This window comes from Ruegeria sp. BC3, assembly GCF_056539265.1.
The window spans coordinates 546,448-564,292 of record NZ_JBQFUP010000003.1 but is presented as its reverse complement, the minus strand read 5'-3'; the positions used below and the strand labels follow the sequence as shown (position 1 = coordinate 564,292).

Below are 17,845 nucleotides of genomic sequence, written 5' to 3'. Positions count from 1 at the left end.
GTGGCAGGCGGCATTCCGTGCAAAAATACGATTGCAGCTTTAGGGCAGAGGCGGATCCGCGCCGGAAACGGGGCTGGTCGAGCGAATAATTCGCCCGTCCAAGATGAAACGTGCAGGCAGAATTCCTATATCTCACCCAAGGTCGACCGGAGGTGAGCGTGACAGACAAAACGGCGGAGATACACGTCGCGATGCACAAGGCCCTGAAGGCCCCGCATCAACGTGTGACTCTGTGTCAGACCCGGCGGGGTCTGCGATTTTGGCTAAAACGTGTTGAGCGTTTTGCGCCACATCTCTGGCTGGTCAAAGGCAAACCTGAACAAGCTTTTGATCGGGATCGGCAGTCCCATCTTTATCTCTGGAACCGCGGTGTGGCTGTTCCAAGGGTCCTGGCCGAGGGTTCGGATTACATCGTCGTTGAGGACGCCGGAAGCAGTCTGACCAAGTTTTGCAAAGATGCCGATGTCGCAACGGTCGATAAGCTCAAGGCCTGCCGAGCTGCAGGTCGGGCGCTGGCGCGTTTGCACGCGATGGACCTGGCGCATGGGCGCCCGGCGTTTAGGGATATGTGCTGGGACGGACAGCAGATTCGCTTGATAGATTTTGAGTATTTCTCGCCGTCCAAAGCTGGGCGACTGCGCAAGGCGCGCGACCTGGGGATTGCGATCCTTTCTGCGCTTGCTCAGGGTCTTGAAGGGCCGCGCTATGCGCAATGCCTCTTGTTGGCGTATCTTGCGGCGCAAGACAGGCAACCAAAGGCCATGCCGATACCGTGTCCCGTGCCAAACGGTCAGCCGCGCGTTCGAAAGTAACTTTGAGGTCGCGATTTACGGCTCCCGGGCCAACCAAGGGCAGACGCAGAACTCCGAAAAGAAAAACCCGCCTCAAAAGGCGGGATTTCTGTTTGCAGTGCGGCGTCACTTAGTCCGCTGTCAGCAACGGAGGCTTGTCACCCGGAATGCGCGGCTGATCGGGGCCAAGGATTTCGAGGTTCAGCTCGCCCTTCTTCACCGAGACGCGGACCACACCACCCTTGGCCAGTTTACCGAACAACAGTTCCTCGGCCAGCGGCTTTTTGATGTGTTCCTGGATCACGCGGCCAAGCGGACGTGCGCCCATCTTGTCGTCATAGCCCTTGTCGGCCAACCATTCAGCGGCCTTCTTGGTCAGGTCGATGGTCACGTTGCGGTCCAGCAGTTGCGCTTCCAGTTGCAGGACGAATTTCTCAACCACCTGCAGGATGACCTCTTTCGGCAGAGGCGCGAAGGAAATCACCGCATCCAGACGGTTGCGGAATTCCGGCGTGAAGGTCCGTTCTATTGCTGCGGTGTCTTCTCCCTCGCGACGGTCGCGGCCAAAGCCGATGGCGGCCTTTGCCTGTTCCTGTGCGCCCGCGTTCGAGGTCATGATCAGTACCACGTTGCGGAAGTTCACTGTGCGGCCGTTGTGATCGGTCAGTTCACCGTGGTCCATCACCTGCAACAGGATATTGAACACATCCGGGTGTGCTTTTTCGATCTCATCCAGCAGCAGCACGCAATGCGGATGCTGGTCGACGCCATCGGTCAACAGACCGCCCTGGTCAAACCCAACATAGCCCGGAGGCGCACCGATCAGACGGGAAACGGCGTGTTTCTCCATGTATTCCGACATATCGAACCGCAGCAGTTCAACACCAAGCGTATCGGCCAATTGCTTCGCCACCTCGGTTTTACCCACACCGGTCGGACCAGCGAACAGGTAGTTGCCGATAGGCTTTTCGGGCTCACGCAGACCGGCGCGGGCCAGTTTGATGGCGCTGGACAGCGCGACAATCGCGTCATCCTGACCAAACACCACCCGTTTCAACGAGGCTTCGAGGTCTTTCAGAACCTCGGCATCGTCCTTGGTGACGTTTTTCGGCGGAATGCGCGCAATCTTGGCTACAACCGCTTCGATCTCTTTGACGCCAATGGTTTTACGGCGCTTGCTTTCCGCGACCAGATGCTGCGCCGCTCCGGCCTCATCGATTACGTCGATGGCCTTGTCGGGCAGCTTGCGGTCGTTGATGTAACGTGCCGAAAGCTCCACTGCGGTTTTAATCGCGTCAGCTGTATATTTGATCTCGTGATGCTTTTCGAAATACGGTTTCAGACCGCGCAGAATTTTCACGCTGTCTTCAACCGAAGGTTCATTCACGTCGATCTTCTGGAACCGGCGGCTCAGCGCACGGTCTTTTTCGAAGTGCTGACGGAACTCCTTGTAAGTGGTCGAGCCCATCGTGCGCAGCTTGCCGCCCTGCAGGGCAGGCTTCAGCAGGTTCGACGCATCCATGGCACCGCCCGAAGTGGCACCTGCACCGATCACCGTATGGATCTCGTCGATGAACAACACTGCGTCAGGGTGATCTTCCAGCTCGGTCACGACTGCCTTCAAGCGTTCTTCAAAATCACCGCGATAGCGGGTGCCGGCCAGCAGCGCGCCCATGTCCAGCGAGTAAATCGTGGTTTCGGACAGAACGTCAGGCGCTTCTCCGGCCACGATCTTATGGGCCAGACCTTCGGCAATCGCTGTTTTACCCACGCCGGGGTCACCCACAAGCAGCGGGTTGTTCTTGCGGCGGCGGCACAGAACCTGAATGCAGCGCTCAACCTCATCTGCGCGACCGATCAGTGGGTCAACGTCGCCAGCGCGGGATTTTGCGTTCAGATCAACGCAGTATTTCCCAAGCGCGCTTTCCTTCTGATCGCCTTCGGTCGCGCCAGATTGAACCTCTTCCTCAACCTGATCCGCACCTGAAACCGAACGGTTTTCACCATAGGCCGGGTCTTTGGCGACGCCATGCGCGATGAAATTGACCGCGTCATAGCGGGTCATGTCCTGTTCCTGCAGGAAATAGGCCGCGTTGCTTTCGCGCTCGGCAAAGATGGCAACCAGCACGTTCGCGCCTGTTACCTCGGTCCGGCCCGAGCTTTGGACGTGGATCGCTGCGCGCTGAATAACGCGCTGGAAAGCGGCTGTGGGGACGGCCTCTGAGCCGTCAATGTCTGTGACAAGGTTCGACAGATCCTCGTCAATGAATTCGACCAGAGTGCTGCGCAGTTCATCCAGATCTACGCTGCAGGCTTTCATGACGCGGATCGCATCAGGTTCTTCCAGCAGCGCCAGAAGCAGATGCTCTAGCGTAGCAAATTCGTGACGCCGTTCGTTCGCAGCCGCCAGGGCCGCGTGAATGGCTTGTTCTAATGTGCTCGAGAATGAAGGCACGCGGGTGCTCCTCTGTCTTGGGTCGAAAGGGGCAGGCTTCGGCCGGATCCCCATCCCAACCATGTCCTCATACTATTAGAGTTTGGTTGATCGTGGCCCGGCTTCAAGGGTTTTCTTTCACTTGACAGTCACATTTCACGTGACCGTGGCCGTGAGGAGGGCAATTTGGGCATTAGAAGCGGTCTTTTCTAGCCCTGATCTCTGCAAAAACTTCCGCTGGGTCGGCGTTTTGCATTCCCAGATGCGCCTGAATCGCCGGATCCGTTGCCCGAAGAAAGGGGTTAGTGGCCTTTTCCAGCGCCAGAGTCGACGGCACAGTGGGTGCGCCTGCTGCCCGCGCACGATCAATATCGGCCATGCGTTGCTGCAGCGCGGCATTGTCTGGGTCCACAGTAATCGCGAATTTCGCGTTGGACTGGGTATACTCATGTCCCGAACAGACCAGCGTGCCATCAGGCAGTGCCGCCAGTTTGCTGAGCGAGGCCCACATCTGCGGTGCAGTGCCTTCGAACAGGTGACCACAGCCCAAAGCCATCAGGCTGTCAGCGGTGAACACGACCGCGCTTTGGGGCATGTAATAAGCGACGTGGCCGACCGTATGGCCTGAAACGTCCATTACCTGCACCGGCTCGCCGCCGAACTCGAAGCTATCACCGTCGCTGACTTCTTGATCCAACGGAGGCAGGCGGTGTGCGTCTGCGGCGGCTCCGATCACTTTGGCGGAGTGTTTTTCCAAAATGCCGGGCAACCCATCCACGTGGTCCCAGTGGTGGTGCGTCAAAAGGACGTGGGTCAGCGTCCAGCCACGCTTGCCCAACTCGGCCAGAATGGGACCAGCCTCAGGCGCGTCGACAAGGGCGGTGTTGCCGCTAACGGCGTCATGCGCCAGAAAAGCGTAGTTATCGCTGAGACATGGGATGGTAACGATCTCAAGAGGCATGGCCTTTTGCCCTTTCGTTGCTAGACTGCGCCCAGCTAAGCCGATTGACCGGGTGTCTGCAATGCATCTTGATGTGCAGGATTTGAGGAATTTCTACTATCGCAGCACCCTTGGGCGTGCGGCGCAGGCTGCGATCCGTGGTCGCCTGACCCAGCAATGGCCAGAGGCCAAGGGGCAAACGGTCGTCGGTTTTGGGTTCGCAGTACCGCTGCTGCGCCCCTACCTTGCGGATGCTCGGCGCGTCATTGGGCTGATGCCGGGGCCCCAAGGGGTCATGCCGTGGCCCGCAGGGATGCCAAATGTGTCCGTTCTGACGGAAGAGACCTTGTGGCCGATCGAAACCGGCCATGTTGACAAACTGGTCGTGATGCATGGGCTTGAAACAACGCAGCGGCCCAGCCAATTGCTGAATGAATGTTGGCGTGTCCTTGGCCCCGGGGGGCGTGCATTCTTTATTGTGCCAAACCGGGCGGGGCTGTGGTCGCGGACTGATCGAACGCCGTTCGGCTTTGGTCGGCCCTATTCAGCAACGCAGCTGGAAAATCAGCTTAAGGCGCATCACTTCATCCCTGAAAGCCATTGTTCGGCCCTGTACCTGCCGCCATCCTTCCGCCGGTTTTGGCTGAAATCCGGCAGTCTGATCGAAAAGACCGGCCAGCGCTTGCCGACCATAATGGCGGGCGGTGTTCTGATGGTCGAAGTGACAAAGCATATCCGTCCCCCCAGCGGCAACGTCACGAAGGAGGCCGAGCGCCGCCCGATCAAAGCGCTTGATGGGCTTTTGAAGCCTGCCTGATATACGCGTCATCTTTCCCCCGTCAAATCGAGAAAAATGAGGGAAAAAGGACACAGGAATCGCAAAAACCTACAGTTTCGTAACATTTTTCGGCCTGCTCAGCCGGATAAAAGGGTCGCACCTTGTCTAAGTGACTGAAAAATAATGTTTTGTGGATAAACCTATTGCCGTGATAATATGTTGCTAGCTGGGTTAGGCTCTGCTACATCCCCGGTGATTTTGATCCCCGACCGTCTGGCCGGGGTTTCTTCACGCCCCCGGGGTAGCTGCCGCAACGCGAATTCGGGGCCCAAAATATCGGAAGGGTGGACGTGTCCGAACCAGCTTCGATTTCCACAGGCATCGCCGAGCGCTATGCCACCGCGATCTTTGAGATCGCCAAAGAGAATAATGACCTCGCAGGTCTGGAAACCGGAATCAACGATCTGGCAGCAGCATTGGGCGAAAGCGCCGAACTGCGCGACCTGATCTCATCGCCTCTGGTTTCGCGCGCCGAACAAGAAGGCGCCATTACCGCAATCGCTGACAAAATGGGTCTGCACGCCATCCTGCGCAACACGCTGGGTCTGATGGCACAGAAACGCCGCCTGTTCGTTGTGCCGCAACTGGTGCAGGTTCTGCGCGACATGCTGGCTGACGAGCGTGGCGAAGTGACTGCCGATGTTGCCTCGGCCAAGGCGCTGACCAAGACGCAAATGGAAAAACTGTCCAAGACGCTGTCCGAGCGCGTGGGCAAGACCGTGACTATCAATGCGACCGTGGATGAAAGCCTCATCGGCGGTCTTGTCGTTAAAGTGGGCTCGAAAATGATCGATAGCTCGATCCGTTCGAAGCTGAACTCCCTACAGAATGCAATGAAAGAGGTCGGATAAATGGGAATCCAAGCTGCAGAGATTTCTGCAATCCTGAAGGACCAGATCAAGAATTTTGGTCAAGAAGCCGAAGTGGCCGAGATCGGCCGCGTGCTGAGCGTCGGTGACGGGATTGCCCGTGTATACGGCCTGGACAATGTGCAAGCGGGTGAAATGGTCGAATTCCCCGGTGGCATCATGGGCATGGCTCTGAACCTGGAAAGCGACAACGTCGGTGTCGTTATCTTCGGCTCCGACCGTGACATCAAAGAAGGTGACACCGTCAAGCGCACCAACTCGATCGTGGACGTTCCGATCGGTGACGAGCTGCTGGGCCGCGTTGTTGACGGTCTGGGCAACCCGCTGGACGGCAAAGGCCCGATCAACGCGACCAAGCGAGGCGTTGCAGACGTTAAAGCCCCCGGCATCATCCCGCGTAAATCGGTTCACGAGCCGATGGCAACCGGCCTGAAATCGGTTGACGCGATGATCCCGATTGGCCGTGGCCAGCGTGAGCTGATCATTGGTGACCGTCAGACCGGTAAAACCGCCGTTGCTCTGGACGCGATCCTGAACCAGAAAACCTACAACGACGCAGCAGGCGACGACGAGTCGAAGAAACTGTACTGCGTTTACGTTGCGATCGGTCAAAAGCGTTCGACCGTTGCGCAGCTGGTGAAGAAACTGGAAGAATCCGGTGCGATTGAATACTCGATCGTTGTGGCCGCAACCGCGTCCGACCCGGCACCGATGCAGTTCCTGGCACCCTACGCCGCAACCGCGATGGCCGAATACTTCCGTGACAACGGCCGCCACGCGCTGATCATCTATGATGACCTTTCGAAACAGGCTGTTTCGTATCGTCAGATGTCGCTGCTGCTGCGTCGCCCGCCCGGACGTGAAGCCTATCCTGGCGACGTTTTCTACCTCCACTCGCGCCTGCTGGAACGTTCGGCGAAGCTGAACGAAGACTTCGGTGCCGGTTCGCTGACCGCTCTGCCGGTTATCGAAACGCAAGGTGGTGACGTTTCGGCGTTTATTCCGACCAACGTGATCTCGATCACCGACGGCCAGATCTTCCTTGAAACCGAACTGTTCTACCAGGGCATCCGTCCTGCTGTGAACACCGGTCTGTCGGTTTCGCGTGTGGGCTCTTCGGCTCAGACCAACTCGATGAAGTCGGTTGCCGGTCCGGTTAAGCTGGAGCTGGCTCAGTACCGCGAAATGGCTGCGTTTGCGCAGTTCGGTTCCGACCTTGACGCCGCGACCCAGCAGCTGCTGAACCGTGGTGCGCGTCTGACCGAGCTGATGAAACAGCCGCAGTACTCGCCGCTGACCAACGCTGAAATCGTCTGTGTCATCTTTGCAGGTACCAACGGTTACCTCGACAAGATCGATGTGTCCGACGTTGGCCGTTACGAAGCTGGCCTGCTGGCGCACCTGCGTGGCAAACACGCGGATCTGCTTCAGTGGATCACGGACGAAGATCCCAAGATCAAGGGTGACGCTTCCGACAAGATCAAGGCTGCGCTGGACGAATACGCCGCAACCTTCGCTTAAGGGAGAGGCGGGCATATGCCAAATCTTAAGGATCTTAAAAACAGGATCGAGTCGGTCAAATCGACCCGCAAGATCACCAAGGCCATGCAGATGGTCGCGGCTGCAAAACTGCGCCGCGCCCAGGAATCTGCCGAAGCCTCGCGTCCCTATGCCGAGCGGTTCAATGCCGTGATGGCGGGGCTGGCGGCTTCGGTCGGGGGCAGCGACAGCGCCCCCAAGCTGCTCCGAGGTACGGGCAGTGATGATGTCCATCTGCTGGTTGTCATGACAGCTGAACGCGGCCTCTGCGGCGGCTTCAACTCGAACATCGCCAAGCTGGCCCGCCAAAAGGCGGAAGAGCTGCGCCTGAAGGGCAAGACAGTCAAGGTTTTGACTGTCGGCAAGAAGGGCCGCGACGCGCTCAAGCGTGATTTTGGCGATCTGTTCGTTGGACATATCGACCTGAGTGAGGTCAAGCGCATTGGATACAACAACGCGCAAGACATCGCCAAGGACGTCCTGTCTCGCTTTGACGCGGGTGAGTTCGACGTCGCCACGATCTTCTACTCGAAGTTCGTCAACGTTGTGACCCAGATCCCGACGGCACAGCAGGTCATCCCCGCCTCGTTCGAGGAAACCGAGGGTGACGACAGCGGTGCCATCTTCGATTACGAGCCCAGCGAAGAGGCCATTCTGGCCGACCTGCTGCCCAAGGGGGTTGCGACCGCGATCTTCTCGGCTCTGCTCGAAAACGGAGCGTCTGAACAGGGTGCACGGATGTCCGCGATGGACAACGCGACACGCAACGCGGGTGAGATGATCGACAAGCTGACGATCCAGTTCAACCGCTCGCGTCAGGCCGTGATCACCAACGAGCTGATTGAAATTATTTCCGGCGCCGAAGCGCTGTAAGAAAACCGGAGACGAAACATGGCGAATGCAAAAGGCAAAGTCACACAGATCATCGGGGCCGTCGTCGACGTGCACTTCGAAGATCAGCTGCCTGAAATTCTGAACGCGCTGGAAACCACCAACAACGGCAAGCGCCTGGTGTTGGAAGTTGCTCAGCACCTGGGTGAAAACACCGTCCGCACCATCGCGATGGATGCGACCGAAGGTCTGGTCCGCGGCGAGGCCGTCAGCGACACCGGCGCACCGATCTCGGTTCCGGTTGGTAACGCCACTCTGGGCCGCATCCTGAACGTTGTTGGCGAGCCGATCGACGAAAAGGGCGACGTTGAAGCAACCGAAACCCGCGCGATCCACCAGCCCGCACCCGAGTTCGACGAACAGTCGACCGAGTCGGAAATCCTGGTGACCGGCATCAAGGTTGTTGACCTGCTGGCCCCTTACGCCAAAGGCGGTAAGATCGGCCTGTTCGGCGGTGCCGGCGTTGGTAAAACCGTTCTGATCATGGAACTGATCAACAACATCGCAAAAGTGCACTCGGGCTTCTCGGTGTTTGCGGGTGTTGGTGAACGGACCCGTGAAGGGAACGACCTGTACCACGAGATGATCGAATCGAACGTGATCAAGCCGGACAACCTGTCGGAATCGCAGGTGGCCCTGGTTTACGGTCAGATGAACGAACCTCCGGGAGCACGTGCACGTGTTGCTCTGACCGGTCTGACCCTGGCCGAGCAGTTCCGCGACCAGTCCGGTACCGACGTTCTGTTCTTCGTTGACAACATCTTCCGCTTTACGCAGGCGGGCTCCGAGGTTTCGGCTCTGCTGGGTCGTATTCCTTCGGCGGTGGGCTACCAGCCGACGCTGGCCACCGACATGGGCGCACTGCAGGAACGCATCACCTCGACCAAGTCGGGCTCGATCACGTCCGTGCAGGCGATCTACGTGCCTGCGGACGACCTTACCGACCCTGCGCCGGCAACCTCGTTCGCCCACTTGGACGCGACCACCGTTCTTAACCGTGCGATCTCGGAAAAGGGTATCTACCCGGCGGTTGACCCGCTCGACTCGACCTCGCGTCTGCTCGACCCGGCCATCGTTGGTGAAGAGCACTACAAGGTTGCGACCGACGTTCAGCAGATCCTCCAGCGCTACAAGTCGCTGCAGGACATCATCGCCATCCTTGGCATGGACGAACTGTCGGAAGAGGACAAACTGACCGTGGCCCGTGCCCGTAAGATCGAACGCTTCCTGTCGCAGCCGTTCGACGTGGCCGAAGTTTTCACCGGTTCGCCGGGCGTTCAGGTGCCTCTGGATGTGACCATCGAGTCGTTCAAAGCGGTTGTCGCTGGCGAATACGATCACCTTCCCGAAGCGGCCTTCCTGATGGTTGGCGGCATCGAAGAAGTGATCGCCAAAGCCGAGAAGATGGCAGCAGAAGCCGCCTAAGGAGTATCCCTGATGGCAAACACGATGCAATTCGACCTCGTCAGCCCCGAGCGGAGCCTAGCTTCGCTTGAGGCCACCGCGGTCCAGATTCCCGGCGCGGACGGGGACATGACGGCAATGCCCGATCATGCCCCTACCATTACCACGCTGCGCCCGGGCGTCCTAAAGGTCGAGGCACCCGAAGGCTCCAGCGAATACCTGGTCACCGGTGGGTTTGCCCAGATCAACGGAGACAGCCTGTCGGTTCTGGCCGAAAAGGCGATCCCGGTTTCGGAAGTGACCCGTTCGCATCTGGACGAGATGATCGCCGAAGCCCGCGCCTCGCACGAGGCGGCAAAGGAAGGCGATGATCAGACCATCGTCGACGACGCCGCCAAGCTGCTGGCCGACATGGAAGCCCTTGGGACGCATATGAGCCTGTAAGGTTCTCGCAATTCCAAAGATAGAAGACGGCCCTGCCAATGCGGGGCCGTTTTTTTTAGTGATTTTAACGAGTTTCCGAGGTACGGTTTCGGAATTCATTGATAAAGACGAATGAATGAAGACGTTTAAAACCCACCCGATTGGCATTGACCAGGGCGAGACAGTGTTGTTTTCCGAGTTCGCCGATGGCGGTGACATGTGGACCGGAGAAGGCCCGCGCGAGCGCCGTTCAACCATCACATTCAGCCAACCTTTCAGATCCGCGCCGGTGATTCAGGTTGGCGTGTCTTTGTGGGATGTGGATACGTCTTCCGCTTTGCGGGCCGAGGTGCGCGCAGAAGAGATCACAGCAAACAGTTTCAGCGCGGTGTTTCGGACGTGGTCGGACACACGGATCGCGCGGATTCGGGTGACGTGGACCGCCATCGGCGAAGTCGCGCATGAGGATGACTGGGACATCTCATAAAAAAGGGCCCCGATCGGGGCCCTGTCGTTTGACTGGGGTTAACGACGTTTCAGCCGTCTTGCCCCTCAATCATGTCCACACGGGTCGCATGGCGGCCGCCTTCGAACTCGGCATCCAAAAACGCGTCGACAATATCCAGCGCCTGACCTTCACCCACAACACGCGCGCCGATGGACAGCATGTTGGCGTTGTTGTGTTCGCGGATCATGCGGGCCGAAAATGCATCGGAACACACGCCGCAGCGGATGCCGGGAACCTTGTTCGCGGCCATCATGATGCCCTGACCTGTTCCGCACAGGATGATCCCCATCTGGCAATCGCCCGAAGCGACGGCCTGTGCGGCGGCCTTACCATGGATTGGGTAATGCGTGCTCTCGGGTGTTTTGGGGCCGATATCCACGACCTCCCAACCTTTGGCGGCGATATGGTTGGCGACCGCTTGGCGAAGTTCAATGGCTGCGTGGTCACTGGAGAGAACGATACGTTTTGAGGCTGTCACGGAAACATCCTGTGTTGTTGCGTAGACGAAAAAGGGCGGCTAAAGGGCCGCCCAACTCGGTCAGTCCATATGGTACATCGACTCGTAGATCGGTGTCAGTGTCTTGTCCTCGAACAGCGACGAGACGCTTGTGCCGTTCCAGATGTTTAGGATTGCCTGCGTGAAAATCGGCGCGGTTGGCACAATCCGGATATTCTTGGCTTTGGCAACTTCTGGTGTCGGCTGGATAGTGTCCGTTAGGACCAGCGATTTCATCACCGAATTGGTCACTCGTTCAACGGCAGGGCCGCTCATGACGCCATGCGTGATGTACGAGTGGACCTCTTTCGCACCATTATCCAGCAGCACCTGCGCCGCCTTGCAGAGCGTACCAGCGGTGTCGCACATGTCGTCCACGATCAGGCAGATCTTGTCTTTGACGTCACCGATTACGGTCATCTCGGCCACTTCACCGGCCTTCTCGCGACGCTTGTCAACGATCGATAGCGGTGCTTCGATCCGTTTGGCCAACTCACGCGCGCGCGCCACGCCGCCGACGTCGGGCGAGACCACCATGATTTCATCCAGGCAGTCCTGGAACTGATGCTTCACATCCAAAGCGAAGATCGGCGAGGCGTACAGGTTGTCCACCGGAATATCGAAAAAGCCCTGGATCTGCGCCGCATGCAGATCCATGGTCAGAACCCGCTCGATCCCGGCGCCGGTCAGCATGTTGGCCACCAGCTTCGCAGAAATGGGCGTACGGGCCTTGGTGCGGCGATCCTGACGCGCATAGCCGAAGTAAGGGATCACAGCCGTAATCCGCTGAGCTGACGACCGGCGCAGCGCATCCGCAATGATCAGCAGCTCCATCAGGTTGTCGTTGGCCGGATTCGAGGTCGGCTGGACGATGAACATATCCTCGCCGCGCACATTCTCGAATACCTCGACAAAGATCTCGCCGTCGTTGAAGCGTTCAACACGCGCATCGACCAGGTTCTGATCGACGCCGCGATACAGGCTCATGCGTCGCGAGATGGATTCGGCAAGAGGAAGGTTAGCGTTCCCAGCGATTAGCTTGGGTTCGTTGAGTGTCGGCATCGGCTGAGGTCCCCGGGCAGCAATGGCAAATGTGACAGATTCGTGATGTTGACACCGCTTAGCATGGCCTTACCGTCCAGCAAAGATAACCAAGCGGAGAAAGTGCACATGGCCCAGATTGACTACTATTTTGCGACACTCTCGCCCTATACCTATCTGGCAGGCATGCGGCTGGAAGAGGTTGCGGCGAAGCACGGCGCGACGATCAACTATAAACCGCTGGATATCGTTGCCCTGTTCGGTCGCACTGGGGGCGCGCCACCCAAGGACCGTCATATCTCTCGCATCGAATACCGGGCGCAGGAGTTGCAGCGGCAGTCGAAGAAGTTGGGTATGGAATTCAACTTGCAACCTGCGCATTGGCCGACCAACGCGGCACCGTCCTCTTATGCGATCATCGCAGCGATCAAGGACGGATCGGGGGATGTCGGCAAGCTGGCGCATTCCTTTGTGCGGGCTTGTTGGGCCGAGGAAAAAGACATCGCCCAAGATGACGTGATCCGGGATTGTCTGACCCAATCGGGATTTGATCCGGGATTGGCTGATAGCGGATTGCTGGTCGGTGCCGAGACCTATGCCGCCAATCTAGAAGAAGCGGTCGATCGTGGGGTTTTTGGCGCACCGTTCTACATCACTGAGGACGGTCAGCGGTTCTGGGGACAGGACCGGCTAGAGGATCTGGACCAGCATCTGTCGGAGATGAAAGGGTGAGGGATACCTCCCTGGAAGATAGCGTATTCGTAAGAAACTTGGGGCAGGGTGGGCGCAAAGTGCTGGCCCTGCATTGCACCATTGCGCATTCCGGGGCGTGGTCGGCGCTGGCGTCTGCGCTGGATGGCGAAGCGACGTTGACAGCGCCCGACATGCCGTCCCATGGGCGCAGCCCGGATTGGGACGGGCGTGGCGATCTGTTCGACCTCGTGACCAAGCTGTCTGCGGCGCAATTGACCGAGCCGATGGACCTGATCGGCCATTCCTTTGGCGGGATGATCGCCTTGCGCTTAGCTGTCGAGTTCCCTCATCTCGTTCGCAGCGCGGTGCTGATTGAACCCGTTTTCTTTGCCATTGCCGTTCGGGACACGCCCGAGCTTGTGCGGCGGCATCACGATGAGGCCAAACCTGTATCCGACGCATTCGCGTCAGGGGACATGGAAAAAGCCGCTCGGCTTTTCAACCGGATGTGGGGTGCTCAGGATGGCCCTCGCTGGCCGGATTTGCCTGAGCGAACGCGCGCAGGCATGGTTCGGGGAGTTCACGTAGTTCCAGCGGTTGACGACGCGCTGTTCAAAGACACCAAAGGGATATTGGACGCGGGCGTTCTGGGCCGAGCAACTATGCCGGTACTGATCCTCAGCGGGTCTGAGTCGCATCCCATCATGCCGGCGATTGGTGATGGCCTTGCCCGAAGGTTGCCCCATGCCGAAACGGGTGTTGTTTCGGGCGCGGGGCATATGCTGCCGATCACGCATCCGCAAAAGACGGCGGCTGTAATTCAATCCTTTTGGGGCAGGTCTTCCTGAAGCGCGAGCTGGAAATGCTCGCGCCGGGTAATTGGCTCACAGCAGAGTCAAAAACCGGTCTATGTCATCTCGACCAATCGACCAGTCGCACACCAATCGACACGCCAGCGCTTCGTCGTCATCCGAACCGTCCAGTTCTGCGCCCCATAGGTGGTAGATCGCGCCCGCCTCGTGCAGCTGCTTGTGCCGAGCGCGGGAAAACTGTGCAAAGATCATGTTGGCCTGCGGTTCATGCAGAAAGGTCGCACCTTTGGCACGCAAACCATCGGCCAGATAAGCACAGCTGTCATTCGCTTGCCGGGCCATCTGCAGCCACAGGTCGTCTTGCAGATAAGCGGCCATCTGAGCAGACAGGTAGCGATGTTTGGAAAACAAATGCGCACCGCGCTTGCGGCGCAACTCAAACTCCCAGGCCTTCGCTTCGTCAAAGAAAACGACCGCCTCAACGCCCATCAGGCCATTCTTGGTCCCGCCAAAGCTGACCGCGTCCACACCCGCTTTCCACGTCATTTCAGCCGGGGAACAGTTCAGGGCAACCAGCGCGTTGGTGAACCGTGCACCGTCCAGATGCACGGGCAAGCCGTATTCCTTCGCGACGCCGCACAAGGCCTGCAATTCGGACAGAGAGTAAACCGATCCGCGCTCGGTCACCTGCGTGATTGAGACCGGCCCGCGCTGAGGTCCGTGAACGCCGCGCGTCTCCTCGGCCAAAATTGCGCCGCGCAGCGCCTCGGGGGTCATTTTGTCCCCGCCCGGAACCAAGGTCAGCTTGGCACCAGTGTAGAATTCAGGCGCATTGCACTCGTCTTCGTGGATATGCGCGACTGGTGAACAGAACACCGTTTCCCATGGGTTTGACAGCGTTGCCAAAGCCAGCGAGTTCGCAGCCGTTCCAGTGGCGACCAGATAGACCGCCGCGCCCGAAGCCTCGAAGATGCCGCGAATGCGATCCCGCACTTCATTCATCAGAGTGTCCGCGCCATAGGCCATCTGGTAGCCTTGGTTGGCCTCGTTCAGCGCGGCCATGACCTGTGGATGAACCGGGCCGGAATTGTCAGAGGCGAAATACATCAGCTTGGCTCCTCGATGATATAGTCTTCCCATTCTTCCATGGGGGTTTCGAACTCGGACACCGTGCGCCCCTGAACTGACATCCCGGCGGAGTGTACGCTGTCCGGCGTACCTGATATCAAGGGGTGCCAGTCGTAAAGTGGCTTCCCCTCCCAAAGCAGCCGGTAGGCGCAGGTTTGCGGCAACCAATAAGCGTGATCGTCGATGTTGTCGGGCTTCATCACGATACATTCCGGCACGAACTGATGACGGATGTCATATTGCGTGCAGCGGCAGGTTTCATCGTCCAGCAAACGGCAGGCCACGCAGGTCAGAGCGACCTCGCCGGTATCCTCATCCTCAAGCTTGTTCAGGCAGCACTTGCCGCAGCCGTCGCACAGTGCTTCCCACTCGCGCTGATTCATTTTGGTCAGCGGTTTGCGTTCCCAGAACCGTGGGGACAGACCGCCGCGATCGATCGGGTCGGCGGTCATAGCGCAGCCAGCAGCGCGCGGGCCTTGTCACAATCGGTATCCATTTGCGCGATCAGGCCGTCCAGTCCATCGAATGTCATCTCGGGCCGCAGGTAGTCGACCAAACCGACCGACAATGTCGAGCCATAAAGATCACCCGAAAAATCGAATAAGAAGGTTTCGATATTCGGGATTTCACCGTTGAACATAGGCCGTACACCGACCGAGGCTGCGCCGTGATAACTGCCCTGATGCGGCCCGTCCAAAACGTCCACCAGCACCGCATAGACGCCGAATTTCGGCGGATGTAATCCTTCGATGGACATATTGGCGGTCGGAAAACCCAGCTCTCGACCGCGTTGTTCTCCGCCGATCACCTCACCTTCGATCCGGTGCCAGTGGCCCAGCATGGCGGCGGCATCGCGGGGGCGGCCATCGGTCAGAGCCTTGCGGATCGCAGTCGATGAGACGACGTCATCGGACCGCTCCATCAAAGGCGCGATGGTGACGCCAAACCCCATCTCTTTGCCGAACCGGACCAAATCCTCGGCAGTGCCACTGCGCCGTTTGCCGAAACAGAAATCGGCACCGACAACGACGTGCGACAGGCCGAGACCGTCACAAATAACATTGCGCGCAAACTCTTCGGGGCTCAGCCCTGCGAGGGATGCGTTGAAGGGCAGCTCGTACAACTTTTCGACGCCCAGTTTTTCCAGCCGGTGCGCGCGCGCGGTGTCTCGCATCAGACGAAAGGGTGGGGCGGCCGGGGCGAAGTATTCCCGTGGATGCGGCTCGAACGTCAACACACCCAGCGGTGCATCCGGATCAACGCTGCGCGCCAGTTCGATGACCGACTGATGCCCGACGTGAATGCCATCAAAGTTCCCGATGGCCACACTGGCACCGCGGTCTTCTGGCTCGACAAACTGGAAATCCCGGATGATCTGCATGCAGCTTGCCTAGCGGGACTGAAGGCCGGGTTCAAGCACCTGATTGCCGTCGGAGTATTACCTTGCCTCGCTTTGACGTTCAGGGACCAACAGAACGTTTCCTTCGCTGGTCATACGGCGAATGCGCGTGGGCGGCGCATCGGATGTCTGGGCAACAAAAAAGGCGCCGCGATTGGCGCCTTTGGGGTTTCTCTGGAAGAGAGCTCAGTCGAACTTGCGGGACGGGGCCAGGACCATCGCCTCACCCACCAGTACTTTCTTGTCGTCGACCGAGCAGTGGCAGTCCAGCTTGACCCGGCGCTTGGCAAAGTCGATGTCGATCACTTTGACCTCGGCATAGACCATGTCGCCGGGGCGCACAGGGGCCAGAAACTTCAGCGATTGCCCCATGTAAACTGTTCCATGGCCAGGAAGTTGCTCGCCAATAACGGCCGAGATCAGACCTGCGGTCAGCATCCCGTGGGCAATGCGCCCTTCGAAAATCGTGTCGCGGGCATAATCGTCGTCCAGATGAACCGGATTCCGGTCCGTTGAAACCTGCGCGAACATCTCGATGTCTTCGTCAGTCACCACTTTGCGCAGGTGGCGGGTCATGCCCATTTCGATGTCTTCAATACAGATCGTGCCGCGTGGAAGGTTATCCAACATATCGCCCTCACTCGATTTCAGCGGGCAACAAAAAAACGCAAGCTGCCCTCGTTTGGCAACTTTATTACTTCGCAACTGCAGAAAATCAAGTCTTTTCTGACTATCTCAACCGGCCGATTGTATATGTCGGATTGATATTTTCCCTTGCAATATAATCGCTTAGAGATTCTTCGTGCGGATGGTGCTCAGTTTTTGTTTCCGCAGCAGCCAACCCGCCCGAGATAAACAGAGAATCAATGCCTTCTCCCATACCGCCCAGAATGTCGGTATGAGGGCCGTCGCCGATCACCAGAATGTCCCCATCGGGGATGTCGTGGCCCAGTTCCTGCAGCCTGCGCCGCGCCAGATCATAGATCGGCGGGTGGGGTTTTCCGAAGTACAGGCTCTCTCCGCCCATCTCGGTGTACAGCCTGGCCAACGCGCCTGCGCACCACTCGCGTACTTCGCCCCGGTCCACGACGATGTCGGGATTGGCGCAGAGCAGTTTCATTCCTTTTTGCTTGGCATACAGAAAATCGGGGCGGTTCACCGCAGGGTCCGCCATCGGGTCGAATGGCCCGCAGCATACAATGCCTTCGGCCTCGTCCAGCGGGACGCGTTCGATGTGGATCGGGTGGTGAAGCAGTTTCAGAGGTTCAAAGAACCCGGCATCACGTTCCCACTCTCCCATGAAATAGACCTTGTGGCCGACGGCTCCGCGGAACATCGCGGATCGTGCCGAGTCTCCGCTTGTGGCGATGGTGTCGTAGGTGTCAGCAGGCACATTGAACTGCCCCAACTGTTCGGCCACACCTGCCCGCGGTTTCGGAGAGTTCGTGACCAACACGACGATCCCGCCTTGTGCGCGATAGGCTTTCAACGCGGCGACGGCCTCGGGGTAGGCGGTGATGCCGTTGTGAACGCAACCCCACAGGTCGACGAACAGCGCCTTGTAGCGGCCTGAAATCTCGGAAAGCGCATGGATGATCTGGGTCATGGGGGCCTCGGGATCTGAAGTCAGAGTTGCCAC

At 58.6% G+C, this 17,845-nt stretch carries 19 protein-coding genes; 10 read left to right on the top strand and 9 right to left on the bottom strand.

Features of this window, described 5'->3' with window-relative positions:
- Positions 1-158: 158 nt before the first annotated feature.
- Positions 159-812 carry a BUD32 family EKC/KEOPS complex subunit gene (locus tag ACR0MV_RS11745; RefSeq protein ID WP_170423148.1) on the top strand — a complete coding sequence of 218 codons (654 nt, stop codon included), beginning with the start codon at positions 159-161 and terminating at the stop codon, positions 810-812.
- Between the two features lie 109 nt (positions 813-921).
- On the opposite strand, the gene clpA is transcribed toward ACR0MV_RS11745, so the two are convergent.
- Positions 922-3,246, bottom strand: coding sequence for an ATP-dependent Clp protease ATP-binding subunit ClpA (gene clpA, locus ACR0MV_RS11740; RefSeq protein WP_170423146.1), 2,325 nt, complete (start codon positions 3,244-3,246; stop codon positions 922-924).
- Positions 3,247-3,418: 172 nt separating this feature from the next.
- Complete coding sequence (gloB, locus tag ACR0MV_RS11735; RefSeq protein ID WP_480702233.1) at positions 3,419-4,186, bottom strand: hydroxyacylglutathione hydrolase; 768 nt, start codon at positions 4,184-4,186, stop codon at positions 3,419-3,421.
- Positions 4,187-4,247: 61 nt separating this feature from the next.
- Here gloB and ACR0MV_RS11730 point away from each other — a divergent pair, with 61 nt between their 5' ends.
- The 7 genes from ACR0MV_RS11730 to ACR0MV_RS11700 all read left to right on the top strand — a co-directional run bounded on the left by ACR0MV_RS11730 (position 4,248) and on the right by ACR0MV_RS11700 (position 10,616).
- Positions 4,248-4,982: a class I SAM-dependent methyltransferase gene (locus ACR0MV_RS11730; RefSeq protein WP_170423142.1), complete on the top strand. Its 735-nt coding sequence runs from the start codon at positions 4,248-4,250 to the stop codon at positions 4,980-4,982.
- A 311-nt stretch (positions 4,983-5,293) separates the two neighbouring features.
- Complete coding sequence (locus ACR0MV_RS11725; protein WP_170466774.1) at positions 5,294-5,854, top strand: F0F1 ATP synthase subunit delta; 561 nt, start codon at positions 5,294-5,296, stop codon at positions 5,852-5,854.
- The gene (gene atpA, locus ACR0MV_RS11720; protein WP_152459013.1) at positions 5,855-7,393 is read left to right on the top strand and encodes a F0F1 ATP synthase subunit alpha; all 1,539 of its coding nucleotides are present in this window, start codon (positions 5,855-5,857) and stop codon (positions 7,391-7,393) included. It begins immediately after the preceding gene.
- 15 nt (positions 7,394-7,408) lie between these two features.
- On the top strand, positions 7,409-8,284 hold the full coding sequence (locus ACR0MV_RS11715; RefSeq protein ID WP_170466770.1) for a F0F1 ATP synthase subunit gamma: 876 nt from the start codon (positions 7,409-7,411) through the stop codon (positions 8,282-8,284).
- Positions 8,285-8,302: 18 nt separating this feature from the next.
- Positions 8,303-9,727 (top strand): F0F1 ATP synthase subunit beta, encoded by a 1,425-nt coding sequence (gene atpD / locus ACR0MV_RS11710; protein WP_170423135.1) that lies wholly within the window; start codon positions 8,303-8,305, stop codon positions 9,725-9,727.
- 12 nt (positions 9,728-9,739) lie between these two features.
- Entirely contained in the window at positions 9,740-10,150 is a 411-nt protein-coding gene (locus tag ACR0MV_RS11705) for a F0F1 ATP synthase subunit epsilon (RefSeq protein WP_170423134.1), read from the top strand.
- 115 nt (positions 10,151-10,265) lie between these two features.
- On the top strand, positions 10,266-10,616 hold the full coding sequence (locus ACR0MV_RS11700) for an H-type lectin domain-containing protein (RefSeq protein ID WP_170423132.1): 351 nt from the start codon (positions 10,266-10,268) through the stop codon (positions 10,614-10,616).
- Positions 10,617-10,665: 49 nt separating this feature from the next.
- On the opposite strand, the gene rpiB is transcribed toward ACR0MV_RS11700, so the two are convergent.
- Both rpiB and ACR0MV_RS11690 read right to left on the bottom strand, forming a co-directional pair.
- Positions 10,666-11,115 carry a ribose 5-phosphate isomerase B gene (gene rpiB / locus ACR0MV_RS11695; RefSeq protein WP_480702232.1) on the bottom strand — a complete coding sequence of 150 codons (450 nt, stop codon included), beginning with the start codon at positions 11,113-11,115 and terminating at the stop codon, positions 10,666-10,668.
- Positions 11,116-11,175: 60 nt separating this feature from the next.
- Positions 11,176-12,195, bottom strand: coding sequence for a ribose-phosphate pyrophosphokinase (locus tag ACR0MV_RS11690; protein ID WP_170423128.1), 1,020 nt, complete (start codon positions 12,193-12,195; stop codon positions 11,176-11,178).
- A gap of 108 nt (positions 12,196-12,303) precedes the next feature.
- Between ACR0MV_RS11690 and ACR0MV_RS11685 the strand changes: the two genes are divergently transcribed.
- Both ACR0MV_RS11685 and ACR0MV_RS11680 read left to right on the top strand, forming a co-directional pair.
- Positions 12,304-12,906 (top strand): DsbA family protein, encoded by a 603-nt coding sequence (locus ACR0MV_RS11685; RefSeq protein WP_480702231.1) that lies wholly within the window; start codon positions 12,304-12,306, stop codon positions 12,904-12,906.
- Entirely contained in the window at positions 12,903-13,715 is an 813-nt protein-coding gene (locus tag ACR0MV_RS11680; RefSeq protein ID WP_480702230.1) for an alpha/beta fold hydrolase, read from the top strand. Before ACR0MV_RS11685 ends, ACR0MV_RS11680 begins: the two co-directional genes overlap by 4 nt.
- Before the next feature lie 36 nt (positions 13,716-13,751).
- Here ACR0MV_RS11680 and ACR0MV_RS11675 read toward each other — a convergent pair whose 3' ends face one another.
- From ACR0MV_RS11675 to ACR0MV_RS11655, 5 genes are all read right to left on the bottom strand, one after another.
- A complete protein-coding gene (locus tag ACR0MV_RS11675; RefSeq protein WP_480702229.1) occupies positions 13,752-14,786 on the bottom strand; it encodes a threonine aldolase family protein in 1,035 nt (344 codons plus the stop codon).
- The gene (locus ACR0MV_RS11670) at positions 14,786-15,259 is read right to left on the bottom strand and encodes a YcgN family cysteine cluster protein (protein WP_170423120.1); all 474 of its coding nucleotides are present in this window, start codon (positions 15,257-15,259) and stop codon (positions 14,786-14,788) included. Before ACR0MV_RS11670 ends, ACR0MV_RS11675 begins: the two co-directional genes overlap by 1 nt.
- On the bottom strand, positions 15,256-16,188 hold the full coding sequence (locus ACR0MV_RS11665) for a bifunctional riboflavin kinase/FAD synthetase (protein ID WP_480702228.1): 933 nt from the start codon (positions 16,186-16,188) through the stop codon (positions 15,256-15,258). The genes ACR0MV_RS11670 and ACR0MV_RS11665 overlap by 4 nt, the downstream gene beginning before the upstream one ends.
- A 204-nt stretch (positions 16,189-16,392) precedes the next feature.
- Positions 16,393-16,836: a MaoC family dehydratase gene (locus ACR0MV_RS11660; RefSeq protein WP_480702227.1), complete on the bottom strand. Its 444-nt coding sequence runs from the start codon at positions 16,834-16,836 to the stop codon at positions 16,393-16,395.
- Positions 16,837-16,936: 100 nt separating this feature from the next.
- A complete protein-coding gene (locus ACR0MV_RS11655) occupies positions 16,937-17,812 on the bottom strand; it encodes an HAD family hydrolase (protein WP_480702226.1) in 876 nt (291 codons plus the stop codon).
- Positions 17,813-17,845: the final 33 nt, after the last annotated feature.